Below are 19,537 nucleotides of genomic sequence, written 5' to 3' on the forward strand. Positions count from 1 at the left end.
GGAACCGCTGACGGCGGCTCCAACCCCGAAGGCCACGACGGCGGCGCCGACGGAACCGCAGCCGGAGAAGGAACCGCTGACGGCGGCTCCAACCCCGAAGGCCACGACGGCGGCGCCGACGGAACCGCAGCCGGAGAAGGAACCGCTGACGGCGGCTCGAACCCCGAGGGTCACGACGGCGGCGCCGACGGAACCGCCTGACCGCTCCGCGATGCTGAGCCGCTGCATCGCCACCGACCCGCACACGTTCGCCACCGAACACTGGGGCCGGAAGCCTCTGCTCAGCCGGTCCGGTTCGCTGCCCCGCGATTTTGATGATCTGCTCTCGGCCGACTCGGTTGACGAGTTGCTCACCGAACGCGGGGTACGCGCACCGTTCATCCGCCTCGCCAAGGAGGGTGACCTGCTGGCCCGGGATTGTTACCTCGGGCCGGCGGGGTTCGGCGCAGAGATCACCGATCAAGTGGATTCAGCCAAGGTTCTCGGCGAATTCGCCTCCGGTGCAACGATTGTCCTCCAGGGGCTGCATCGGCTGTGGCCACCGCTGATCCACTTCGTCCGGCAGGCTGTCGACGACCTGGGGCATCCCGTGCAGGCCAATGCCTACATCACGCCGTCGACCAACCGCGGATTCGATCCGCACTACGACGTCCACGACGTCTTCGTGCTGCAGACTGCCGGGCAGAAACGTTGGATCGTGCACCCACCGGTGCACCTTCATCCGCTGCCCTCACAGCCGTGGACCCAGCACCGGGCCGCAATCGAGGACCGGGTCGCCGAAGAGCCCGTCATCGATGCCGTGCTGTCACCGGGGGACGCGCTGTACCTGCCTCGAGGATGGGTGCATTCAGCGCAGGCCCTGGAGACGACGTCGATTCATCTGACCATCGGGGTTGCGGCCCTGACGGGATTCGACGTCGCGCGAGCGGTGGTGGATCAACTGGCGACCGTCGCGGAGTTCAGGGCGTCACTGCCGATGGGCGGCGACCCTGCCGATCAGGACGAGATCATCGCCACGGTGACGAAGGTGATGGCACAGATGACGGCCACCCTCCGCGATGAGGCTTCTGCGCTCAGTACCGGTGCCGCTGCCCGGTTGACCCGAAGGCACGCCGAGCGGACACGTCCCGTCACGGTCCGCCCCCTTGCCTCGCTCGCGGCGGCCGAAGCCGTCGGCACCACGAAGATCAGGTGGCGCCACGGACTCCTCGCCACCGTCGATCGTGCCGGTGAACGTGTCGTGCTGCACCTGCCCGATCGGACCATGACGTTTCCGGCCTCGTGTGCCGACGCGGTACAGGCACTGCACCGCGGCCTCACGTTCGACGCCGGTTGCCTGCCCGGACTCGACCGCGCCGACGCGACTGTGCTGATTCGCAGGTTGCTGCGGGAGGCTGTGGTGGTACCGGCTTCCGACCGGGACGGTCCACTCCCGGCGGACAAGGGATGACAGAGACGAAGCGTGCTCCGTGCAGTGACCAGTCGCTGGCCCGCAACGACCCGATGTACGGCACCGCTTCGGCGGGATCCACCTGGGTGTTTCTCGAATTGTGCGGCGCCTGGGGACCTTCGGCGTTCCTGAACTCGCCGGCGATCGTCGACCCCGACCTCGGGCTCGCCATCGTCCGGCGGGTGGAGAAGGCCGGTATGCGCATTGCGGCGATTCGCCGTCACGGGCGACGCCCGACCGCGCCGAGGTGGCGCTGGTTCATCGCGCGGTCCACGCCGGGGAGCGAATCCGTCCACTCCGGCGAGGTCGGCGATCCCCGCGACTATCTGGAGATCGCGCTGGACGGCAGCGATGGCGCCCTGTCCACCGAACCGCTGGTGGCGATCTGCGCCCATGGCAGGCATGACCAGTGCTGTGCGGTCCGCGGGCGCGGAGCCACTGCGGCGATCGCCGCTGAATTCCCCCAGATCACCTGGGAATGCTCACATCTGGGTGGTGACCGATTCGCGGCGACCATGCTCATCCTGCCGGAAGGGTTGTGTTACGGGCGGGTCGACTCGACCGATTCGGCCGAGCTGGTCCGGCTGTACCACGACGGGCGATTGGACAACCGGTACCTGCGCGGGCGTACCTCGCTGCCGCACGCGGTGCAGGCCGCACAGTACTTCGCGCGCGAGGCCACCGGCGAAAACCGCATCGCCGGTTTGTCACCGCTGACCGTCGACGAAGGTGACCACACGGTCCGTGTTGTCCTCGACGCCGAGCCGAGCCCCATCGAAGTCATCCTCCACAAGGAACTCTCCGAGCCACTGCTGTCACAGTGCCAGGCGAGAGTTCCCGGCGCAGTGAGGGTCTTCACGCTGGCGTCCATCACATGATCAGCGGTTTTGGCACAGGCACGTAGATTTGTGCTGATGAATCGCGCAGACGGTGACCGGGCCGACGCCAGCACCCTCACCGGGGTCTCGGAGACGGCGTTGCTGACGCTGAACGGCAGAGCCCACCAGGCCCGGCATCGCGACGCCATCATCGACGATCCGATGGCCATCCGGCTTGTTGATTCGATCGACTTCGACTTCGCGAAGTTCGGCCGCAAGGGCCAGGAGATGGCCCTGCGGTCGTTGGCCTTCGACCGGGCGGCTGTCCGGTACCTGTCAGAACATCCGTCCGGCACAGTTATCGCTCTCGCCGAAGGCCTGCAGACCAGCTTCTGGCGACTCGACGCCGCGCTGCCCGACTCTGAGTTCCGTTGGCTCACTGTCGACTTCGCACCCATCATCGAACTGCGGCAGCAATTGCTTCCCGCGTCCGACCGGAACACGAGCATCGCGCAGTCGGCGCTCGACTACACGTGGATGGACCGGGTCGATGCCGGCGACGGTGTGTTCATCACCGCAGAGGGGCTGCTGATGTATCTGCAGCCTGACGAGGCAATGGGCCTGATCACCGAGTGCGCCAAGCGCTTTCCGGGCGGCCAGATGATCTTCGATCTGCCGCCGGTCCTGGTGAAGAAGTTCGCACCGAAGGGGATGCGGGCCTCCCGCCGGTATCGTGTCCCGCCGATGCCGTTCAGCCTGTCGGCTGCTCAACTGGCCGACCTGGCCAACACCGTGCCCGGCGTCCGCGCCGTGCACGATCTACCGATGCCGCGCGGCCGGGGCGTGATGTTCGGCAAGCTCTTTCCGGCCTTCTGGCAGCTGAAGCTGACCAAGCAGATCCGCGGCGCCTACACCCTGCTGGAATTCGGCTGAGCACCGCACTGCCTAACATCAGGTGCATGGGCATCCCCGCAGTCGATCCGACAGCCGGCTCTCCGTTGTTGCGTATCGGAGCCCGGCTGACGGACAACACCCCGGGACGGTGGCTGGCCCGACGGGTCGCGCCGCGTGTCGACCGGCGACTGCTCCGGTTGAGCCGGGGACGGCTGTCCTCGGCGATGGTCACGCCCGAACTCCTGCTTGTCAGCGTCGGCGCCAAGACCGGTAGGCAGCGGACCACCCCGCTGACGTACTTCACCGACGGCGGTCGAGTCATCGTCGTGGCATCGAACTACGGGGGCTCGCGACATCCGGCCTGGTACTACAACGTGCTGGCGAATCCCGTGGTCCGGATCTCCGCGGGCGGATACACCGGCACGTTCGTCGGGCAGGAGGTCGCGGGGGCCGATCGGGAACGGTTGTGGAACCTGGCGAAGGAGTTCATTCCCTCCTACGCCGGATACGAGCGCCTCGCAGGCAGGCGGACGATACCGCTGCTGATGTTCACCGAAACCGAGTGATATTCGCCAACTGGGCTGGGTAACGTCACCTCATGCGCCTGGCTATCGCCCTACTGCTACTGACGCTCACGGTGGGAACGATCGCCGGCGCACCGCCGGCGGCCACCGCCGGGGATTTCGACCTACAGGCCCATCGAGGTGGGCGCGGCGAAACCACCGAGGAATCCTTGCGTGCCTTCGCCAAAGCACTCGAGGTCGGCGTCAGCACCCTCGAGTTCGACATCGTCATCACCAGCGATGGCGAACCGTTGGTGTGGCACGACCCGGTGATCGAGCCGACCAAGTGCGTGGACACGGTGCCCGCCTTTCCGAACGATCCTCAGTATCCCTACGTCGGACAGTTCACTCACGATCTGACACTGGCACAGGTCCGCACGCTCGACTGCGGAAAACTGCTCGCCGACTTCCCGACCGCCGAGGTGGTGCCGGGAAACAAGATCGCCACGCTGCCGGAGGTGTTTGCCCTCACCGACGCCTACGGTGCGAACGTCCGCTACAACATCGAGACGAAGGTGGAGGCGGCAGAACCCGACACGTCGGCGTCGCCGCAGGAGTTCGTCGACGCGATCCTCGGTGCGGTGCGCGCCGCAGGAAAGGTCGGCCAGGTTGAGATCCAGAGCTTCGATTGGCGCACACTGCCTCTCGTCGCTGCGGCCGAGCCGTCCATTCCGTTGGTGACGTTGTGGGACGACACCACCTACATTCCGGACTCCCCGTGGTTGGCCGGGGTCGATCCGGCCGTTGTCCCCGACCCGATCGCCGGCGCGCTCCTGGTGGGTGCCGACATCCTGTCACCGGGTTACTCGGTGCCCACAGGATTGACACCCGATGATCCCGGTTTCCGGCTCGTCGCCGATCGGGCTTTTGTCGATCGGGCGCATGCCGCCGGACTGAGGGTGGTCCCCTGGACGATCAACGATCCCGCGGCGATGCGTGCGCAGATCGACGCGGGAGCGGACGGCATCATCACCGACTATCCGACCCGGCTGCGCTCGGTGATGGCTGAACAGGGGCTACCGCTACCCCGCGCCTACACCAGATGAGCGGATGAGAATCAACAGCGCATGCTTCTGATCACCGGGCCGTCGGGAAACGTCGGCCACGAACTCGTTGATCTGCTCAGCACCCAGCCGGACGGCGAATTCCGGGTCGCCAGCCGTCAGCCACCTCGGACGCACGGCAGCGTCAACACCTGCGCGATGGACTTCTTCGACCGGTCCACCTGGGAATCTGCCCTGGCCGGTGTCGACCGACTCTTCCTGCTGTTCCCCCTACCCGGCAACCGGGCGGCGCGCGAAGCGATCATTCCCTTCATCGCCGCAGCGGAGCGGGCAGGGTGCCGCCACGTCGTCTACGTCTCGGTCTTCGGGGCCGACCGGGCCCGCATCATCCCGCACTACAAGGTCGAGGCGGCGCTGCGGCGCAGTTCGATGGCGTGGACCGTCCTCAGATGCAGCTTCTTCATGCAGAACCTGCACCGCAGCCTCTCGACACACGGTGACGACATCAGGCGTGGCGAGTTGTTCATCCCGGCCGGTCGTGGCCGGACCACGTTCCTCGACGCCCGGGACGCGGCCGCCGTGGCGGCGAGGATCCTGAGTGACCCCGGCGAGCATCTGAACACCGTCTACGAACTGGCCGGACCCGCGGCACCGACGATGGACGACGTTGCGGCCGAACTCAGCGAGGCGCTGGGCTACCCCGTTCGGTACACCGACCCCGGGCTTCTCACCTTCGCCCGCCGGTTGCGTCGGCGCGGGGTCACCTGGGACACCATCGTGTTCATGAGCGCGGTGTACAGCCTGACCCGCTTGGGCCAAAACCAACCGATCACCGGCGACGTGGAATCCCTGCTCGGTCGACCACCTCGGACACTGACCGAGTTCCTCACTGACAGCGCCTGGCGCTGGCACGAGCGAGCCTGGACATAGGACCATCGTCCTGTCGCAATGTGCAAACAATGGTCGCCGACGTCAATACTGCAGTCTTACAGAATGATTGAGAGTTATCGGCCGGTCGGTAGTTAACCGGTGTTAATCTGCGCATACTGCAGAGTTCGGTCGCCAAGTCGTAGCGAAGGTCTGTCCATGAGTAGCTCCGCTGAACGTGCCGCACAACTCGACCTCGTCGCGCGACTCAAATCGGCCTACCCCGAGCTTCCTGACGCACCCACTCCCGACCTGCTCGACCACGACCGTTTCGTCGCCTACATGAAGCCCGTGCACGACGTCGGCGGCGAGCCGGACGCCCCGATGAAGTACGAGAACAAGGACTACGAGTACTGGGAGCACATGACCTATGTGATCTGCGAAGTGCTTGCCTGGCGCGGGATCTGGCTGTCCGAGGAGCGGCGGCGGATCGGCAATGTCGACGTCGGGCGCGCGGTGTATCTCGGCTTCCCCTATTACGGTCGCTGGCTGCTGTCCGTGGCACGTGTGCTGATCGAGAAGCACCACATCGGCCTCACCGAACTCAGCGAGCGGATGGCCGAGGTCAAAGAGCGCTACGCCGACGGACTCGAGGGGAAGACCCTCGAAGCGCAACCCAGATCCGAGGGCGACGGATCACAGGTCAAGCGCAACAGCCACGTCGTCCACGCGGTGGGTAAAGGCGATCCGCAGGTGTATGCGGGGAAAGCCGGCGAACCGAAGTTCAAGGTGGGCGACCCTGTCGTCGTGCGGGAGTTGCCGGTGCTGTTCTACACCCGCACGCCAGAATACGTGCGCGGCGCCAAGGGTGAGATCGCCGCGGTGGCCTACGAAAGCCCGGCCGCCGAGGATGAGACGTGGGACATCCCCGACGCCAAGCCCGAATGGTTCTACGTCGTCCGGTTCCGCATGTCCGAACTGTGGAACGACTTCAACGGGCCGGCCGCAGACAGCCTCCGCACCGAGATTCCCGAGCGCTGGCTGCAGGCCGGCTGAACGGAGAAACATGACAGAGCACGACCACGACCACGACCACGACCACGACCACGACCGCACCGTCAAGCCGATGGTCGATGAGGTCACGGACTTCGAAGTCCTCGAGATCGCCTTGCGCGAATTGTGCATCGAGAAGGGCATATTCACCGCGGAGGAACATCGGCGCTTCACCGAGTTCGCCGAGCAGATCGGACCCACTCCTGCCGCCCGGCTGGTGGCCCGCGCATGGCTGGATCCCGATTTCAAGAGTCTCGCCCTCGCCGAACCGATGACAGCGAGCAAGGAAGTCGGCGTCGACTGGCTCGAGCCGACCGGGTTCGGCACCCCCAGCGATTTCACGGCCTTCCAGATCCTGGAGGACACCGCGACGGTCCACCACGTTATCGTCTGCGCTCTCTGCTCGTGTTATCCGCGACCGATCCTCGGCAACTCCCCGGAGTGGTACCGCACACCCAATTACCGTCGGCGCCTGGTACGTTGGCCGCGTCAGGTGCTCGCGGAGTTCGGCCTCTACCTGACCGACGATGTCGAGGTCAGGGTGCAGGACTCCAACCAGAAGCACCGCTTCATGGTCATGCCGATCCGCCCCGAGGGCACCGACGACTGGACCGAGGATCAGCTGACCGAGATCATCACCCGCGACTGCCTGATCGGCGTGGCACTGCCCAAAGCGGGAGTCACGACCAACGTCATCACCGACACCCGTGCCGCGGTGCACCCGGACGGCGTCTGACGATGGACCGGCCCGTCGACAGCGACGTGCTGCAGCACCTCGTCGACCGTCGTCAGGTGTGGCCGACGATGGCGGCCAAGTACGGCGTGGAGAACCCGGTGCCGCCGTGGAAGACCAGCCTCGACGGCCTCTGTGATGCGCTCGACCACGCTGCGTGTGACACCCCGGTTCCGAGCTTCAAGGAACGCCGCGACGAGGAAGACGCTCTGTCTGCGACGGTGTACTCCGACCTGCCCTACCCGGAGAGCCAACTGGTCTCGCTGGCACATTCGCTGATGACCCGCGGGCTGATCACAGAATCCGAACTGCGACAGAAACTAGCGGTGATCCGGGCGCGCCTCGAGGCCTGACCGACCGCGATGATGCGCATCACCCCTGACGAAGTGTCAGGACGGTGATCTCGCTGGGCGCGAAGACCCGGAACGGTGGTCCCCAGAACCCGCTACCGCGGCTGGTGTAGAGCTGCGTGCGCTCACCATGGCTGCTCAGGCCGTGCACCACCGGCTGATCGAGCCGGACGAGGAAGTTGAACGGCCAGATCTGTCCACCGTGGGTATGCCCGGAGATCTGTAGATCCACGCCCCCACGGGCTGCGCTGGTGATCTGCTTGGGCTGGTGGGCCAGCAGCAGCACCGGCAGCGTGGTGTCGGAATCATGCAGAGCTGCATCAAGATTCGCTCCATGGCCGTCGACCCCGGACGCCTCGGCGGTCGCGTCGTCCACGCCGGCGACCACGAGCCTGTCGCCGCCGCGTTCGACCACGATGTGCCGATTGTGGAGTGCATCCCAGCCGATGCGCTCCATGTAGTCCAGCCAGCCCTGCGCCTCGTTGAAGTATTCATGGTTGCCGGTGACGTACACCCGGGCGAGCCTGCCCTGCGCGGCCGCCAGCGGAGCGACCTGGTGCTCGCGCACGCTGACGGTCCCGTCAGCGAGATCACCGACGTGGCAGACGATATCGGCGTCGAGCGTGTTGACCCGCTCGGTCACCGACGCCGACCAGCGGGCCCGGTCGATCGGGCCGTAGTGGGTGTCGGTGATCACCACGACTCGCAGGCCGTCCAGTCCCCGGCCGAGCCGGGCGATCCTGACGTCGACATTCTTTATCCGCGGGATCCGCATGGCTTCGACGTAACCCCAGACCAGCAGCACGAGGACGACGACAACAATCGCAACTGCCACCAGGCGAGCTCTGAGTGGATCCTCGACGCCGGACACGAGAAGACCCAGACGCAACAGCAGCGACAGCACCGACCACACGAACAGCACCCAGACGGCACCGAGCAGCGCGTCGGCGATGACGGCCGCCCAGTCCCGGTGCCGATGCCCGTGGCCCCACGCCATCATCGCGGGCAGCCCCACAATCCCGGCCGCGAAGACCAGGGAGCCGACCACGACCACCGCGTCGGGCCATCGTGTGCCGGCGAACAGCAGCGTCCACCACGGCACCCCGAACAGCAGCAGCAGGATCGTGGAGACGACGGCAAGGCGAGACCATCGCCGTCGCGATCGCCGCGCAACGGCGGGCTCGGCCTCGGTCGACTGCGTATCTGACATCGCGGCGCGCCTCGATTTTCTCTGTGTGGATTACCGACGACGGTACCTGCACCGACGAGGTGGTGACTCCGGCGCGCATACCGACCGCCATCGGGTGCCGCCGCGCCGAAATCGCGCACAGCCGAACCATGACGCGACCGCCGGAGCATGATGTGTGCACGGCAGTCGGTGCCGCCGGGCGCGTCTACCGAGGAGGTGTGTGACGGACTGGGCAGTGGCGGTCGTCGGATCCCTCTTCGTGCTGTTGGTGATGCGCGATGTGTTCCACACGCTGTTTCACCCGATCGGCCACGGCAGCATCGCACCGCAGGTGATGAAGTTCGTCTGGTGGCTGCTGCGGTTGTTCCCACCCGATCGGCGCATTGCGTCGTTGACGGGTCCGCTGGGAATCGCCATGGTCGTGTTGACCTGGGGTGCACTGGCGGTCCTGGGATGGGCGATGCTGTACTACGCCCTGATGCCGGAGGGCTTCGCCTACAGCTCGGAACTCAATCCTGCGGCACGACACAAGGTGTTCGACTCGGTCTACGTGTCGCTGGTGACGATCGGCACCCTCGGGTTCGGCGACATCGTTCCCACTGCACCCTGGCTTCGTGTGATCGTCCCTCTGGAGGCGTTGTTCGGGTTCATGCTCCTCACCGCCGCCGTGTCCTGGGTGCTGCAGATCTACCCCGCCCTCCACCGTCGGCGGGTGCTGGCGTTGGAGCTCTCGACCCTGCGCCAGGCGCGGCGCGCACTGCCCGCCCTCGGAATCGAGTGCGTGCCTACCGGAGTGCTGACCGGCATCGCTACCGCGGTGGTGGAGGTCAGGAACGACTTCAACCAAGACAGCGCGACGTACTACTTCCGCGATACCGAAACGGACGCGTCGCTGGCATCCTCGCTCGAGTACGCCACCGAGCTCGCTGACGAGGCCTATGTCAGCGAAGACCCACAGGTCCGCCTGGCCGGCGCACTCATCTCAGCCGCCGTGGACAGCCTGGCCGCACTTCTCGACGAGGAGTTTCTGCGGCTCGGTGGCGACACCGCAGCCACCATCAAGGCCTACGCCACCGACCACCGCCACAATGACTGAACTGCCCACCGCATCAGTCGGCGGTTCGTTGAATGAGTCGCACACCGATGACGGCCGCCCGCCAACTGAGCTGACTTCGATTGTGCATTCAGGGAGCTTGACACGATCTCCCGGTGAGGTTGGGATGCGGCCCAGCGCTGCCACTACCAATCCGGCGATCGTCGTGTAGTCGACTTTCGGCACGCTCGCGGGGTCGATCCCGATGTGGGATAGGTCGTGGACGGGGAAAGTCCCTGGCAGAAGCAAGCTTCCGTCGGGCATCGTCGTGACCGGCCAGATATCGCGGTCCGCCTCGTCATCCCGGCCCGCGGTGACGAATCGGTCGCAACAGGATCTGTCTGGACGGTGCAGCGGCGAACCCCATTTCAATTCATCTCCATTTCGTCAGGCGAGTTCGCGCGCCCGAAGCCACTTCTCCGCGCCCACTACAACGCTGACGACGAGGGCGATCGCGAAGATACGCAGCCAGGCCCCGGGGTCCAATGGCGCCGTCTGGAATACCGTGTTCATGACCGGTAGGTAGGTGATCGCCAGCTGCAAGAAGGCCTGCGTGGCCACACCCACGATGAGCCAGCGGTTGGTGAACACACCTATGCGCCAGGAAGATTTGGTGAGTGACCGACAACTGAACAGATAGAAGGCTTCGACCACGACGAAGACGTTCAACGCCGCGGTCCGGGCCTCGGGCAGCGTCGCGCCGTTTGCCATCTCCCACTCGAACAGCCACCACGCGCCGGCGACGAGCAAGCTGGATACCAACAGAATGCGGCCGACCAAGGCCCGAGTGAGCAACGGCTGGACCGGATCACGCGGAGGACGGGCCATGATGCCGTCCTCCTTGGGTTCGAACGCCAGCATGAGTCCCAGCGCGACCGCGGTGGTCATGTTGATCCACAGGATCTGAGTCGGGAGAATCGGTAACGCCGCGCCGAGTGCGATAGCCACCAGAATCACCAGGCCCTCGCCGATGTTCGTGGGCAAGGTCCACGTGATGAACTTCGTGAGATTGTCGAAGACGCCGCGGCCTTCCTCGACGGCTGCTTCGATCGTCGCGAAGTCATCATCGGTCAGGACCATGTCGGCCGCATCCTTGGCGACCTCGGTGCCGCTCCGGCCCATGGCTACCCCGATATTCGCCTGCCTCAGCGCGGGCGCGTCGTTGACGCCGTCACCGGTCATCGCGACGACGTGGCCTTTGTCCTGCAAGGCTTCTACCAGTCGCAGCTTCTGTTCCGGTGACACTCTGGCGAACACACTCGCGCGCTCGACCGCTTCGGGGAACTCCTCGGGCGGCACAGCGGCGAGATCTGCCCCCGTCAACACCATTCGGTCGGTGCGCTCGTGCTCGTCCAGCACCCCCACCGCAGCGGCGATCGCGCTGGCCGTGCCGGCGTGATCGCCGGTGATCATCTTCACCGCGATGCCCGCGGAGTGGCAGGCGGACACCGCCGATGTGGCGGCCGCGCGGGGCGGATCGAGCATGGCTTGCAGACCGGTCAGAGTCACCGAACCGGCGATGGCGTCCTCGGTGAAGTCGGCGGGATCGGCGGATGTGCGGACACCGACCGCCAACACCCGAAGTCCTCTGGCAGCAAGCATTTCTGCCGCTCCCAGCACCGTCGTGCGATCGAGGGGCCGTTGCGAACCATCGGCGCACATCTGAGTGCTGCACAGGTCGAGCATCCGCTCGACAGCGCCCTTGACGAGCACGACATGGTCGCCGTGATCGTGGTCGGACCTGTGCAGGGTGGCCATGTACTGGCGTTCCGAACTGAACGGAATCACCCCGACCCGGGGAAGGCTCGTGGCACGGCGCTCCGGCGTGAGACCAGCCTTCGCCGCGACGACCAGCATGGCCGCTTCGGTGGGGTCGCCGACGATGCCCCACCGCTCACCGGCGGGCGTCAGCACAGCGTCATTGCAGACCGCACCCGCGAGCAGTGTCCATCGCAGCGCGACGTTTGTGTCGACCGACACCGGAGTGCCACCCTTCGCGAGCAATGCGCCGTCGACTGCATATCCAGATCCGGTCACCTCCGCCGATTCGTCGGGTGTCCAGATCTCCCGCACCGTCATCTGGTTCTCGGTGAGCGTGCCGGTCTTGTCCGCACAGATCACAGTGGTACTGCCGAGTGTCTCCACTGCGGGCAGTCGCCGAATGACCGCTCTGCGCTTGGCCATTCGTGCCACACCGATAGCCAGCGTGATCGTCACGGCGGCAGGTAGTCCTTCGGGGATCGCGCCCACCGCGAGTGCGACGGCTGCCGTGAAGGTCTCCACGGCGTCCTGTCTGCGCAGCAGGCCGATGGCGAAAGTCAACGCGGCCAGACCCAGGATGCCCACGGTCAGGACCTTGCTGAACCGCGCCAACTTCTCGGTCAGTGGGGTCGCCAACGTCGTGGCGGCACCAACAAGTCGGTGAATCTCGCCGATCTCGGTTTCCGCCCCGGTGGCCACTACGATGCCGGCACCCGTCCCAGCTGTCACGAGCGTGCTCGAGTGAACCATGTTTCGACGATCCGCCACCGCGGTCGGGGCGGGGAGCACGTCGTCGTTCTTCGGTACCGACACCGACTCACCGGTCAACGCCGATTCGTCGACGCGCAGTTCGGTCTGCCGTAGCAGGCGGATATCCGCGGGCACCTTGTCGCCTGCTTCGATGAGCACAAGATCGCCTGGCACGAGTTGCTCCGACTCGACAGTGCGTTCACGGCCGTCACGGACCACTCTGGCCAGGGTATGGACCATCGCCCGCAGACTCTGCAGCGCCGCCTCGGCCCTGGACTCCTGGATATATCCGACGATGGCATTGACGACCACCACACCGAAGATCACGGCGGAGTCGACGTACTCACCCAGTAGCGCGGTCACGACGCCGGCGACCAGCAGAACGTAGATCAGTGAGTGGTGGAACTGGCGCAGGATTCGTACAAGCAGACCCGCACCTGTCGGCTGGGGAAGCACGTTGGGTCCGAACCGTCGGGCACGCTCGGCTGCCTCATCGCCGTTGAGCCCGCGATGTGGATCGGTCTCCAACAGCAGGACGACCTCGTGGGCCGACATCCCATGGTGCGAGTTCACTGCGACGGGTGCCGGCGCCGCCATCAGGTCTTCCCGCCCGGGCGGTCGACGGGTTCGATGACGAGCACCGGCACCCGGGAGTGTTCGATGATGTCGGCCGAGACACTTCCCAGTAGCCGGGTGGAGAAGCCCTGGCCGCGCCTCCCGACCACCATCAGATCCATGTCCTGCTGTTCGGCGAATCCGCGGAGCGTCGGACCGGGCGCGCCGGCGAGGACCTCGGTGTGCACGACACCGGCGATCTCGGCACCACTTACCAAACCTGCCAGCCGCTCCGAGGACGCGTCGAGGTCGGTGCGGGTGGCGTTCTCGGCAGTCTCGTAGTGCACGACTTCGGCCAGCACCAGCAGTCCGCAGTACGGCCCGAAGAGCCGCAGCGCCGTCGCCAGGCCGCGTTCGGCCTCGGCCGACCCGTCGTAGCCGACCAGCACGCGCAATCCGGGAGCGGCGTCGGATCTGCGCGGTGGGGCACCCTTCTGCCCGAACGCGGCGACGCTGGGACTGCGCTGCACCCGCTCGATCGCAATGGGCACGAACAGCGGTCCCAACACCACCGCGATCAGCGTCCACAACGGATCGTGTCCGTGGCGGGCCATCCACAGTCCGGACAAAAGTCCCACCACGATCCAGGCGGCGACCAGTACGACGACGAGTATGGTGTTCACCTCTTCGAGGTTTTCAGAACCGGCGGTGCCCGGACAGTCTCATCCGACGGTCACCGTAGGGACTTTGTGCCCTGGTCTTCGGTCAATCCGCTTGGTCGGCGCGGGCCATCACGTCGCGGTACTCCTCGAGGTCGATGTCCTCGGCCGTGACCGTCTTGGTGCCGTTGTAGACCTCGCGGTCGATCTCGTCGTCGGCGTTGGCGACCAGCATCGCCACGAAGGTGTCCCCGTTGACGTTGAGGAAGGTGCGGAAGATGCCGGTGAACCAGTCGACGGCGATCATCAGACCGATGGCCTCGACCGGCAGATCCAGTGATGCCGCCAGGAACATCGCGATCACCGGGAATCCGCCGGGGACCGTGATGGTGCCCATGTTGAGCAGGATCGCCAGGCCCATCCCCAGGACGATCTGGCCGATGGTCAGATCGATGTTGCCCGACTGCGCCAGGAACATCACCACGATCATGTAGTTCAGCACCGCCCCGTAGGATCCCATCGTCAGCCCCACCGACAGCGTGAAGTTGGCGACCTTCTGACTGACACCGATCTTCTCGACGGTGTTCTTCAGCACCGTGGGGAAGGTGACCGCCGAACTTGTTGTGGTGACGGCGATCGCGGTCTGTTCGGCCAGCTTGCCGGGTAGCTTCCACGGGTTCAGTCGGGTACGGGCCGTGACGACGACAACAAACAGCGCGAACAGGATCAGCACCCCGAGGAGCGTCGTACCAAGGTATTTCAGCGCGGTGGTCACGACCGCGAAGCCCACATCCCCTGCGAGCGGCGCCAGCAGACAGAACACGCCGATCGGAGCGATGTACATCACCAATCGGATCATGGTGAGCACGATCTGCTGGAGCTGATCGATGAACGTGAGCACCCGGGTGTCGCCGGTCTTGTTGATCTGAGTGCGCAGCGCAACTCCGAACAACAACGAGAATACGATGATCGGCACCATCGTCGCCGTCGACATCGCGTCGAAGATGTTCGTCGAGACGAAATTGAGCAGAGTCTCCTGCCAACCCAGAGCCTCGTCGGCGGACCCCTCCAGGCTCGGGTCGACCGCCTCACCGAACACGATGCCCGCGCCGGGCCGGATCAGGACGCTCAGTGCCCATGCGAGAACTGCGGCGACGAAGGAGAAGCCGAGCATCCACTTGAAGGTGCGGAAGGCGATTCTGCCGGTACCGGTTCCGGTCATCGATCCCGTCGCCACAATCACCGATGTCATCACCAACGGCACGATCGCCATCTGGATCAAGCGGATGAACATGTCACCGACGAACTTCAGATTGGCCGCCCACTCGCCGACCAGCAGGCCGAAGAGGATGCCGCCGATCGCTGCGAGACCGATCTGGACCGCGGGATGTGACAGCGACGACTTCATACGTACCTCCGGCAGGGGTCCGGCCCCACGATTCGAGTACCGCGCCGCGGACCCCGATTGGCAGCGTTGGATCGGCGAAACGTTATGCCCGCCGAGCTACCTGAACGTGGCGACCGTATTTCGTCCGCGTTACCGACATCGCCTTCCCGCGCGGTCTCAGCCTTCGGCGGCCGTGATGCTCCGACGTCGGACCACTCGCCGCCATTGGTAGACCCCGGCGGCACCGACCATCACGACGAGTAGCACCGTCAACGGCAGGACTCCGATGGCGCCGACGGCCGCCGACATCGCCTCCTGCACCCGGGCGGCGGACTCGATCAGCGGGTCCTCGGCGTCCCCACCGCCGATAACCCGTAGTTCGTACACGCCGTAATACGCCACGTACGCGCCAGCCACGAGCAGCAGCACTCCACCGATCCGGTTCAGATGGCCTGTCGCGCCACGGAGCCATTTCGTGACAGGCGCGGCCGCCAACGCGATCGCGGTGGCGAGGACACCGACAAGCAACGCCATGCCTGCGGCGTAGGCGAGGTAGGCGGTGACGCCGTCCAGAATCGACCCCGTCCGGAAGGTCGAGCCGGTGACCGCGAGAAACGGGCCGATCGTGCAGGACAACGAGGCCACCGCATAGGCCACGCCGTAGCCGAACATCGAGCCCAGCCGCGTGGTGGGCGCACCGCCTCGGGTCTTCGGGAGAAGAAGGGTCACCTCCCGGCCGCTGAGCATCCAAGCGCCGAGCAGGACCAGCACCGCCCCGATGACCACGGTGACGACCGGCAGGTACTGCTGGATCACTGCGGTGAACGGCGCCAAGATCAGTGCAAACGATCCGAAGACGACCAGGAACCCCGTCGCCATCATCGCCGTGGCTACCAGCGCGCGGCCCACCGCGGCGAGGCGACCGGCAGGTGCATCGCCCTCGCCGGCCACAACCAGGGCGAGGTATCCCGGCAGAAGCGCAAAGCCGCACGGATTCAGCGCCGCGACCAGTCCCGCGGCCATGGCGAACCCGATGGCCCCTCCGTCCATCAGGGGTCGACGAGGGTGGAGATCCGGGTGTTGAGCGCCGGCGCGCCCAGGGTGCCGGGAACGACGTCGACCGAACCGTCTGCCGTGACGAACGCAAAGGCCGGTTGCGCGGTCACGCCGAATCGTTGCCACACCGCGCCGTCGATGTCGGCGATGTTGGTGAAGAAGTCCAGGTCGTATCTGTCGACGAACTCCTGCATCGCAGGCTGCTGATCCAATGCCGCGACGCCGACGAATGTTGCGTCGGGATTGGCACGTGCGGCCTCGGCGACCTCCGGTGCCTCTCGCTGACAGGTGGGGCACCACGGCGCCCAGAACCAGAACACAGCGGGCTTACCGGCCAGCGTCTGTCCGGAGAACTCCTGGCCGCCGACGGTCTGGGCGACGAAGTCGAGTTGAGCCGGCACCGCTGCGACGCTCGCGGTCGTCTCGGACGCCACTGTGGGAGCCGTTCCCGCAGCCACCGATTCGGTGGTCTCCGCGGAACCGCCGCATCCCGCAGCGACGCTGACCGTGGCGCCCAGCGCCGCAACTGCATACCTGATTCGCACTGTCAGACCTCTCCTACTTCGCGTGGACGGCATCATCCAAGCAGTACATGAGCAGGAGCTGCTTGGCCATTGTCATCAACGTGACAGTGTCCGAACCGGCCGGAAGCGTTACGCCGAGGCAGGTCACCCTCTCCGGGTGGAGATTTCCTAGGCGAGCCCTTTGAGCATCAGATTCCAGTACATGAACGGCAGCCCGTACTTCTTCAGGTACCAGTAGCCACGGTGCGGCTTGGTCGGGTCGATCAGCGGGAACGACGGAGTGAGGTTGAGGTCGTAGTCGAACTCCGCCAACAACATCGCGTGCGACGACGTGACGATCGGGCACGACCCGTACCCGTTGTAGCGGGCATCCAGCGGTCGGCCCTCGAGCAGTGCCTCGATGTTGTCGACAACGACCGGCGCCTGTTTGCGGATCGCCGCTCCGGTCTTGGAGTTGGGTGACGATCCGGCATCGCCGAGGCTGAACACGTTGGGGTAGCGCACATGTTGCATCGTGTGCTTGTCGATCTCGACATAACCGTTGGCGTCCCCGGTCGACAACACGCTCGACTTGATCCAGTCCGGCGCGGACTGACGTGGCACGGCATGAAGCACGTCGTAGGACAGCATGGTGCCGGATCCGCCGTCGCCGACACCGGTCACCCCGACCTTGTGTGACGCCGCGTCGACGGAGGTCACCTCGGCGTTGGTGTGCACCGTGATTCCGTAATCCGACGCGATCGCATCCAAGTTGTCGGCGATCGCCGGGATGCCGAACAGCCGGGGTGTCGGCACCACCAGGTGTACGTCGATGTCGTCGAGCACCCCTTGGGACCGCCAGTAGTCACTGGCCAGGTACGCGATCTTCTGCGGCGCTCCGGCACATTTGATCGGACCCGACGGCATCATGAACACCGCACTGCCCGAACGTAAGTTGCGAATGTAGTCCCACGTGCGCGGCGCCAGGTCGTACCGGTAGTTCGACGACACACCATCCTCGCCGAGAGCGTCCTGCAAGCCCTCGGTGCGGTTCCAGTCCAACTGGATCCCGGGACAGACGACGAGCACGTCATAGGAGTAGGTCGCGCCGTCGGCGCACGTGACCGTGTTGTTGTCGGGATCGACGGTCGCGGCGGCATTCCTGATCCAGGTCGCGCCCTTCGGCATCACCGACGCCTCCGACCGTGCGGTCGTCGACGCCTTCGCCTGACCGCCGCCGACCAGCGTCCACAGCGGCTGGTAGTAGTGCATGTCGGACGGCTCGATCACGGCGACGTCGGAGTGGCCTTTGCGGAGCAGCCGGGCGGCGACCGAGATACCGGCACTGCCGCCGCCGACGATGAGGATCTGATGTCGAGTGTTCATTTTGTTCAGATCTCTTTCGCTCAGGCACTCTGGTGGGCGTCGTCCCAGGCGCCGAAGCCGCCCAGGATGTCGCTGACATCGACGAAGCCGTTCTGCCGCAGCAGGCTGGCCGCCACCGAGGACCGGTACCCACCGGCGCAGTAGACGACCGTGGGCTTGGCAGGGTCCAGTTCGCGCAACCGACTCGGCAACTGGCCGACGGGGATGGCGATCGCACCCGGGATGGCGCCGGCTTCGACCTCTCCGGGATTGCGCACGTCGACGATCTGCAGATCAGCCAGCTCCGACGCGCGTTGATCGAACGCCTTGGCCGTCAACCGGGAAGCGATCTGCACGTCGTCGCGGTGGGCGAACATCACCTCGAAGGGGTTGTCGAGATAGCCGATGACCCGGTCGAAGCCGATCCGGGCGAGCCGGTTCTTGCCTTCCAGCTCCTGGCCCGGCTCGGTGAACAACACGATGTCGACATCGGAGGCCAGCACTGACCCGGCGAACTCGGCGTAGCGGCCCTCCAGGCCGATGTTGATCGCCTGGCGCAGGTGCCCCAACGCAAATTCCTCCGGGCCGCGGCCGTCCACCAGAACCGCGCCATCCTCGATCGCTTCGAGCACCTGCTCGTAGGTCATCGCGGTCGGCATCTTGGTCTGGTCCAGCAGTTCGCGGTCTTTGCGGTTGAGGATCGCGTCGTAGACGAAGTAGCTCGGCGCCGGCGGCTGACCTTCGGTGACGAGGTTCATGAACGTCGCCTTGTCGGGCGCACGCAACGCGTAGTTGGTCTCCTTCTGCTCCCCCATCGTCGACCACAGATCGGTCGACAGGTTCTTGCCGCACGCCGAGCCCGCGCCGTGCGCCGGGTAGACGCGGGTGGCGTCGGGCAGCGTCATCAGCTTGTTGTGCAGCGAGTCGTAGAGCTTGTCGGCCAACTCCTCACGGGTGAATCCGATCGAGGCCAGCAGGTCGGGGCGGCCGACATCACCGATGAACAGCGCATCGCCGGTCAGCACGCCGTAGGGAACCTCGTCGTCGGCGTGCTCGTACACCACGATGCTCATCGATTCGGGGGTGTGTCCCGGCGTGTGACGGAACTCCAGCGTCACCTCGCCCAGCGAATAGCGTTCACCGTCGGCGACGCCCATCGACTCGAACTCGGTCTCGGCGACCGAGGAGTACACGATCTTGGCGCCGGTGGCTTCGGCCAGTTCCAGGTGACCGGACAGGAAGTCGGCGTGGAAGTGGGTCTCGACGACCAGTTCGATCGAGAAGCCGAACTCCTTCGCATCGGCGAGATACTCGCCGACGTCACGCTGGGGATCGACAACGATTGCGCGGCCGGTTTTTTCGTCCGCAATCAGGTACGACGCATGGGAGAGGCAGTCCAGGTAGTACTGGATGAACTTCATGTCACAGACCCTTCGGTTGGCGGGGGGGTACTGCCATCGTGCCTATACCCCTATGGGTATGTCAAG

General features: G+C 65.6%; 20 protein-coding genes. 11 read left to right on the plus strand and 9 right to left on the minus strand.

What is annotated here, in order from left to right:
* The 10 genes from WA965_RS16560 to WA965_RS16605 all read left to right on the plus strand — a co-directional run.
* Nucleotides 1–201, plus strand: a 201-nt coding sequence (locus WA965_RS16560; protein WP_526447821.1) for a BatC protein, incomplete at its 5' end; no start/stop codon positions are given.
* 10 nt (nucleotides 202–211) lie between these two features.
* On the plus strand, nucleotides 212–1,450 hold the full coding sequence (locus tag WA965_RS16565; RefSeq protein ID WP_526302296.1) for a cupin domain-containing protein: 1,239 nt from the start codon (nucleotides 212–214) through the stop codon (nucleotides 1,448–1,450).
* Nucleotides 1,447–2,328 carry a ferredoxin family protein gene (locus WA965_RS16570; protein ID WP_526447823.1) on the plus strand — a complete coding sequence of 294 codons (882 nt, stop codon included), beginning with the start codon at nucleotides 1,447–1,449 and terminating at the stop codon, nucleotides 2,326–2,328. The genes WA965_RS16565 and WA965_RS16570 overlap by 4 nt, the downstream gene beginning before the upstream one ends.
* 36 nt (nucleotides 2,329–2,364) lie before the next feature.
* Nucleotides 2,365–3,201, plus strand: a complete 837-nt coding sequence (locus WA965_RS16575; protein WP_526297089.1) for a class I SAM-dependent methyltransferase — start codon at nucleotides 2,365–2,367, stop codon at nucleotides 3,199–3,201.
* 26 nt (nucleotides 3,202–3,227) lie between these two features.
* Complete coding sequence (locus WA965_RS16580; protein ID WP_526297087.1) at nucleotides 3,228–3,728, plus strand: nitroreductase family deazaflavin-dependent oxidoreductase; 501 nt, start codon at nucleotides 3,228–3,230, stop codon at nucleotides 3,726–3,728.
* Nucleotides 3,729–3,760: 32 nt separating this feature from the next.
* Entirely contained in the window at nucleotides 3,761–4,771 is a 1,011-nt protein-coding gene (locus WA965_RS16585; protein WP_526297085.1) for a glycerophosphodiester phosphodiesterase family protein, read from the plus strand.
* Nucleotides 4,772–4,792: 21 nt separating this feature from the next.
* Nucleotides 4,793–5,659 carry an NAD(P)H-binding protein gene (locus WA965_RS16590; protein ID WP_526297083.1) on the plus strand — a complete coding sequence of 289 codons (867 nt, stop codon included), beginning with the start codon at nucleotides 4,793–4,795 and terminating at the stop codon, nucleotides 5,657–5,659.
* 156 nt (nucleotides 5,660–5,815) lie between these two features.
* Nucleotides 5,816–6,652: an SH3-like domain-containing protein gene (locus tag WA965_RS16595; RefSeq protein WP_526297081.1), complete on the plus strand. Its 837-nt coding sequence runs from the start codon at nucleotides 5,816–5,818 to the stop codon at nucleotides 6,650–6,652.
* Between the two features lie 10 nt (nucleotides 6,653–6,662).
* Nucleotides 6,663–7,385, plus strand: a complete 723-nt coding sequence (scnC, locus tag WA965_RS16600; RefSeq protein WP_526297079.1) for a thiocyanate hydrolase subunit gamma — start codon at nucleotides 6,663–6,665, stop codon at nucleotides 7,383–7,385.
* Between the two features lie 2 nt (nucleotides 7,386–7,387).
* Nucleotides 7,388–7,735 (plus strand): thiocyanate hydrolase, encoded by a 348-nt coding sequence (locus WA965_RS16605; protein ID WP_526297077.1) that lies wholly within the window; start codon nucleotides 7,388–7,390, stop codon nucleotides 7,733–7,735.
* 19 nt (nucleotides 7,736–7,754) lie between these two features.
* On the opposite strand, the gene WA965_RS16610 is transcribed toward WA965_RS16605, so the two are convergent.
* Nucleotides 7,755–8,942, minus strand: a complete 1,188-nt coding sequence (locus WA965_RS16610; RefSeq protein ID WP_526297075.1) for a metallophosphoesterase — start codon at nucleotides 8,940–8,942, stop codon at nucleotides 7,755–7,757.
* Nucleotides 8,943–9,141: 199 nt separating this feature from the next.
* Here WA965_RS16610 and WA965_RS16615 point away from each other — a divergent pair, with 199 nt between their 5' ends.
* Entirely contained in the window at nucleotides 9,142–10,017 is an 876-nt protein-coding gene (locus WA965_RS16615) for an ion channel (RefSeq protein WP_526297073.1), read from the plus strand.
* Here the strand turns inward: WA965_RS16615 and WA965_RS16620 are convergent.
* From WA965_RS16620 to WA965_RS16655, 8 genes are all read right to left on the minus strand, one after another.
* On the minus strand, nucleotides 9,904–10,278 hold the full coding sequence (locus WA965_RS16620; protein ID WP_526297071.1) for an HlyC/CorC family transporter associated domain-containing protein: 375 nt from the start codon (nucleotides 10,276–10,278) through the stop codon (nucleotides 9,904–9,906). The two genes, WA965_RS16615 and WA965_RS16620, sit on opposite strands and share 114 nt — an antisense overlap.
* Before the next feature lie 123 nt (nucleotides 10,279–10,401).
* Nucleotides 10,402–13,122, minus strand: coding sequence for a cation-transporting P-type ATPase (locus tag WA965_RS16625; protein WP_526297069.1), 2,721 nt, complete (start codon nucleotides 13,120–13,122; stop codon nucleotides 10,402–10,404).
* Complete coding sequence (locus WA965_RS16630) at nucleotides 13,122–13,763, minus strand: universal stress protein (RefSeq protein WP_526297067.1); 642 nt, start codon at nucleotides 13,761–13,763, stop codon at nucleotides 13,122–13,124. Before WA965_RS16630 ends, WA965_RS16625 begins: the two co-directional genes overlap by 1 nt.
* A gap of 82 nt (nucleotides 13,764–13,845) precedes the next feature.
* Nucleotides 13,846–15,147, minus strand: coding sequence for a dicarboxylate/amino acid:cation symporter (locus WA965_RS16635; RefSeq protein WP_526297065.1), 1,302 nt, complete (start codon nucleotides 15,145–15,147; stop codon nucleotides 13,846–13,848).
* A gap of 156 nt (nucleotides 15,148–15,303) precedes the next feature.
* Nucleotides 15,304–16,179 carry a cytochrome c biogenesis CcdA family protein gene (locus WA965_RS16640; protein ID WP_526297093.1) on the minus strand — a complete coding sequence of 292 codons (876 nt, stop codon included), beginning with the start codon at nucleotides 16,177–16,179 and terminating at the stop codon, nucleotides 15,304–15,306.
* Nucleotides 16,176–16,727, minus strand: a complete 552-nt coding sequence (locus WA965_RS16645; RefSeq protein ID WP_526297063.1) for a redoxin family protein — start codon at nucleotides 16,725–16,727, stop codon at nucleotides 16,176–16,178. The genes WA965_RS16640 and WA965_RS16645 overlap by 4 nt, the downstream gene beginning before the upstream one ends.
* A gap of 147 nt (nucleotides 16,728–16,874) precedes the next feature.
* Nucleotides 16,875–18,071: an NAD(P)/FAD-dependent oxidoreductase gene (locus WA965_RS16650; protein WP_526297061.1), complete on the minus strand. Its 1,197-nt coding sequence runs from the start codon at nucleotides 18,069–18,071 to the stop codon at nucleotides 16,875–16,877.
* Nucleotides 18,072–18,091: 20 nt separating this feature from the next.
* Nucleotides 18,092–19,471: an MBL fold metallo-hydrolase gene (locus tag WA965_RS16655; RefSeq protein WP_526297059.1), complete on the minus strand. Its 1,380-nt coding sequence runs from the start codon at nucleotides 19,469–19,471 to the stop codon at nucleotides 18,092–18,094.
* Between the last annotated feature and the right edge of the window lie 66 nt (nucleotides 19,472–19,537).

Source organism: Mycobacterium sp. (assembly GCF_049683935.1).
In the GTDB taxonomy this organism is placed as follows: domain Bacteria; phylum Actinomycetota; class Actinomycetes; order Mycobacteriales; family Mycobacteriaceae; genus Mycobacterium.

Bases quoted from the DNA above. Each gene is read 5' to 3' on its own strand.
- WA965_RS16570 (WP_526447823.1), top strand. From the start codon at position 1,447: ATGACAGAGACGAAGCGTGCTCCGTGCAGTGACCAGTCGCTGGCCCGC.
- WA965_RS16565 (WP_526302296.1), top strand. From the start codon at position 212: ATGCTGAGCCGCTGCATCGCCACCGACCCGCACACGTTCGCCACCGAA.
- WA965_RS16650 (WP_526297061.1), bottom strand. From the start codon at position 18,071: ATGAACACTCGACATCAGATCCTCATCGTCGGCGGCGGCAGTGCCGGT.
- scnC (WP_526297079.1), top strand. From the start codon at position 6,663: ATGACAGAGCACGACCACGACCACGACCACGACCACGACCACGACCGC.
- WA965_RS16655 (WP_526297059.1), bottom strand. From the start codon at position 19,471: ATGAAGTTCATCCAGTACTACCTGGACTGCCTCTCCCATGCGTCGTAC.
- WA965_RS16605 (WP_526297077.1), top strand. From the start codon at position 7,388: ATGGACCGGCCCGTCGACAGCGACGTGCTGCAGCACCTCGTCGACCGT.
- WA965_RS16575 (WP_526297089.1), top strand. From the start codon at position 2,365: ATGAATCGCGCAGACGGTGACCGGGCCGACGCCAGCACCCTCACCGGG.
- WA965_RS16595 (WP_526297081.1), top strand. From the start codon at position 5,816: ATGAGTAGCTCCGCTGAACGTGCCGCACAACTCGACCTCGTCGCGCGA.
- WA965_RS16610 (WP_526297075.1), bottom strand. From the start codon at position 8,942: ATGTCAGATACGCAGTCGACCGAGGCCGAGCCCGCCGTTGCGCGGCGA.
- WA965_RS16590 (WP_526297083.1), top strand. From the start codon at position 4,793: ATGCTTCTGATCACCGGGCCGTCGGGAAACGTCGGCCACGAACTCGTT.
- WA965_RS16625 (WP_526297069.1), bottom strand. From the start codon at position 13,122: ATGGCGGCGCCGGCACCCGTCGCAGTGAACTCGCACCATGGGATGTCG.
- WA965_RS16580 (WP_526297087.1), top strand. From the start codon at position 3,228: ATGGGCATCCCCGCAGTCGATCCGACAGCCGGCTCTCCGTTGTTGCGT.
- WA965_RS16635 (WP_526297065.1), bottom strand. From the start codon at position 15,147: ATGAAGTCGTCGCTGTCACATCCCGCGGTCCAGATCGGTCTCGCAGCG.
- WA965_RS16620 (WP_526297071.1), bottom strand. From the start codon at position 10,278: ATGCCCGACGGAAGCTTGCTTCTGCCAGGGACTTTCCCCGTCCACGAC.
- WA965_RS16585 (WP_526297085.1), top strand. From the start codon at position 3,761: ATGCGCCTGGCTATCGCCCTACTGCTACTGACGCTCACGGTGGGAACG.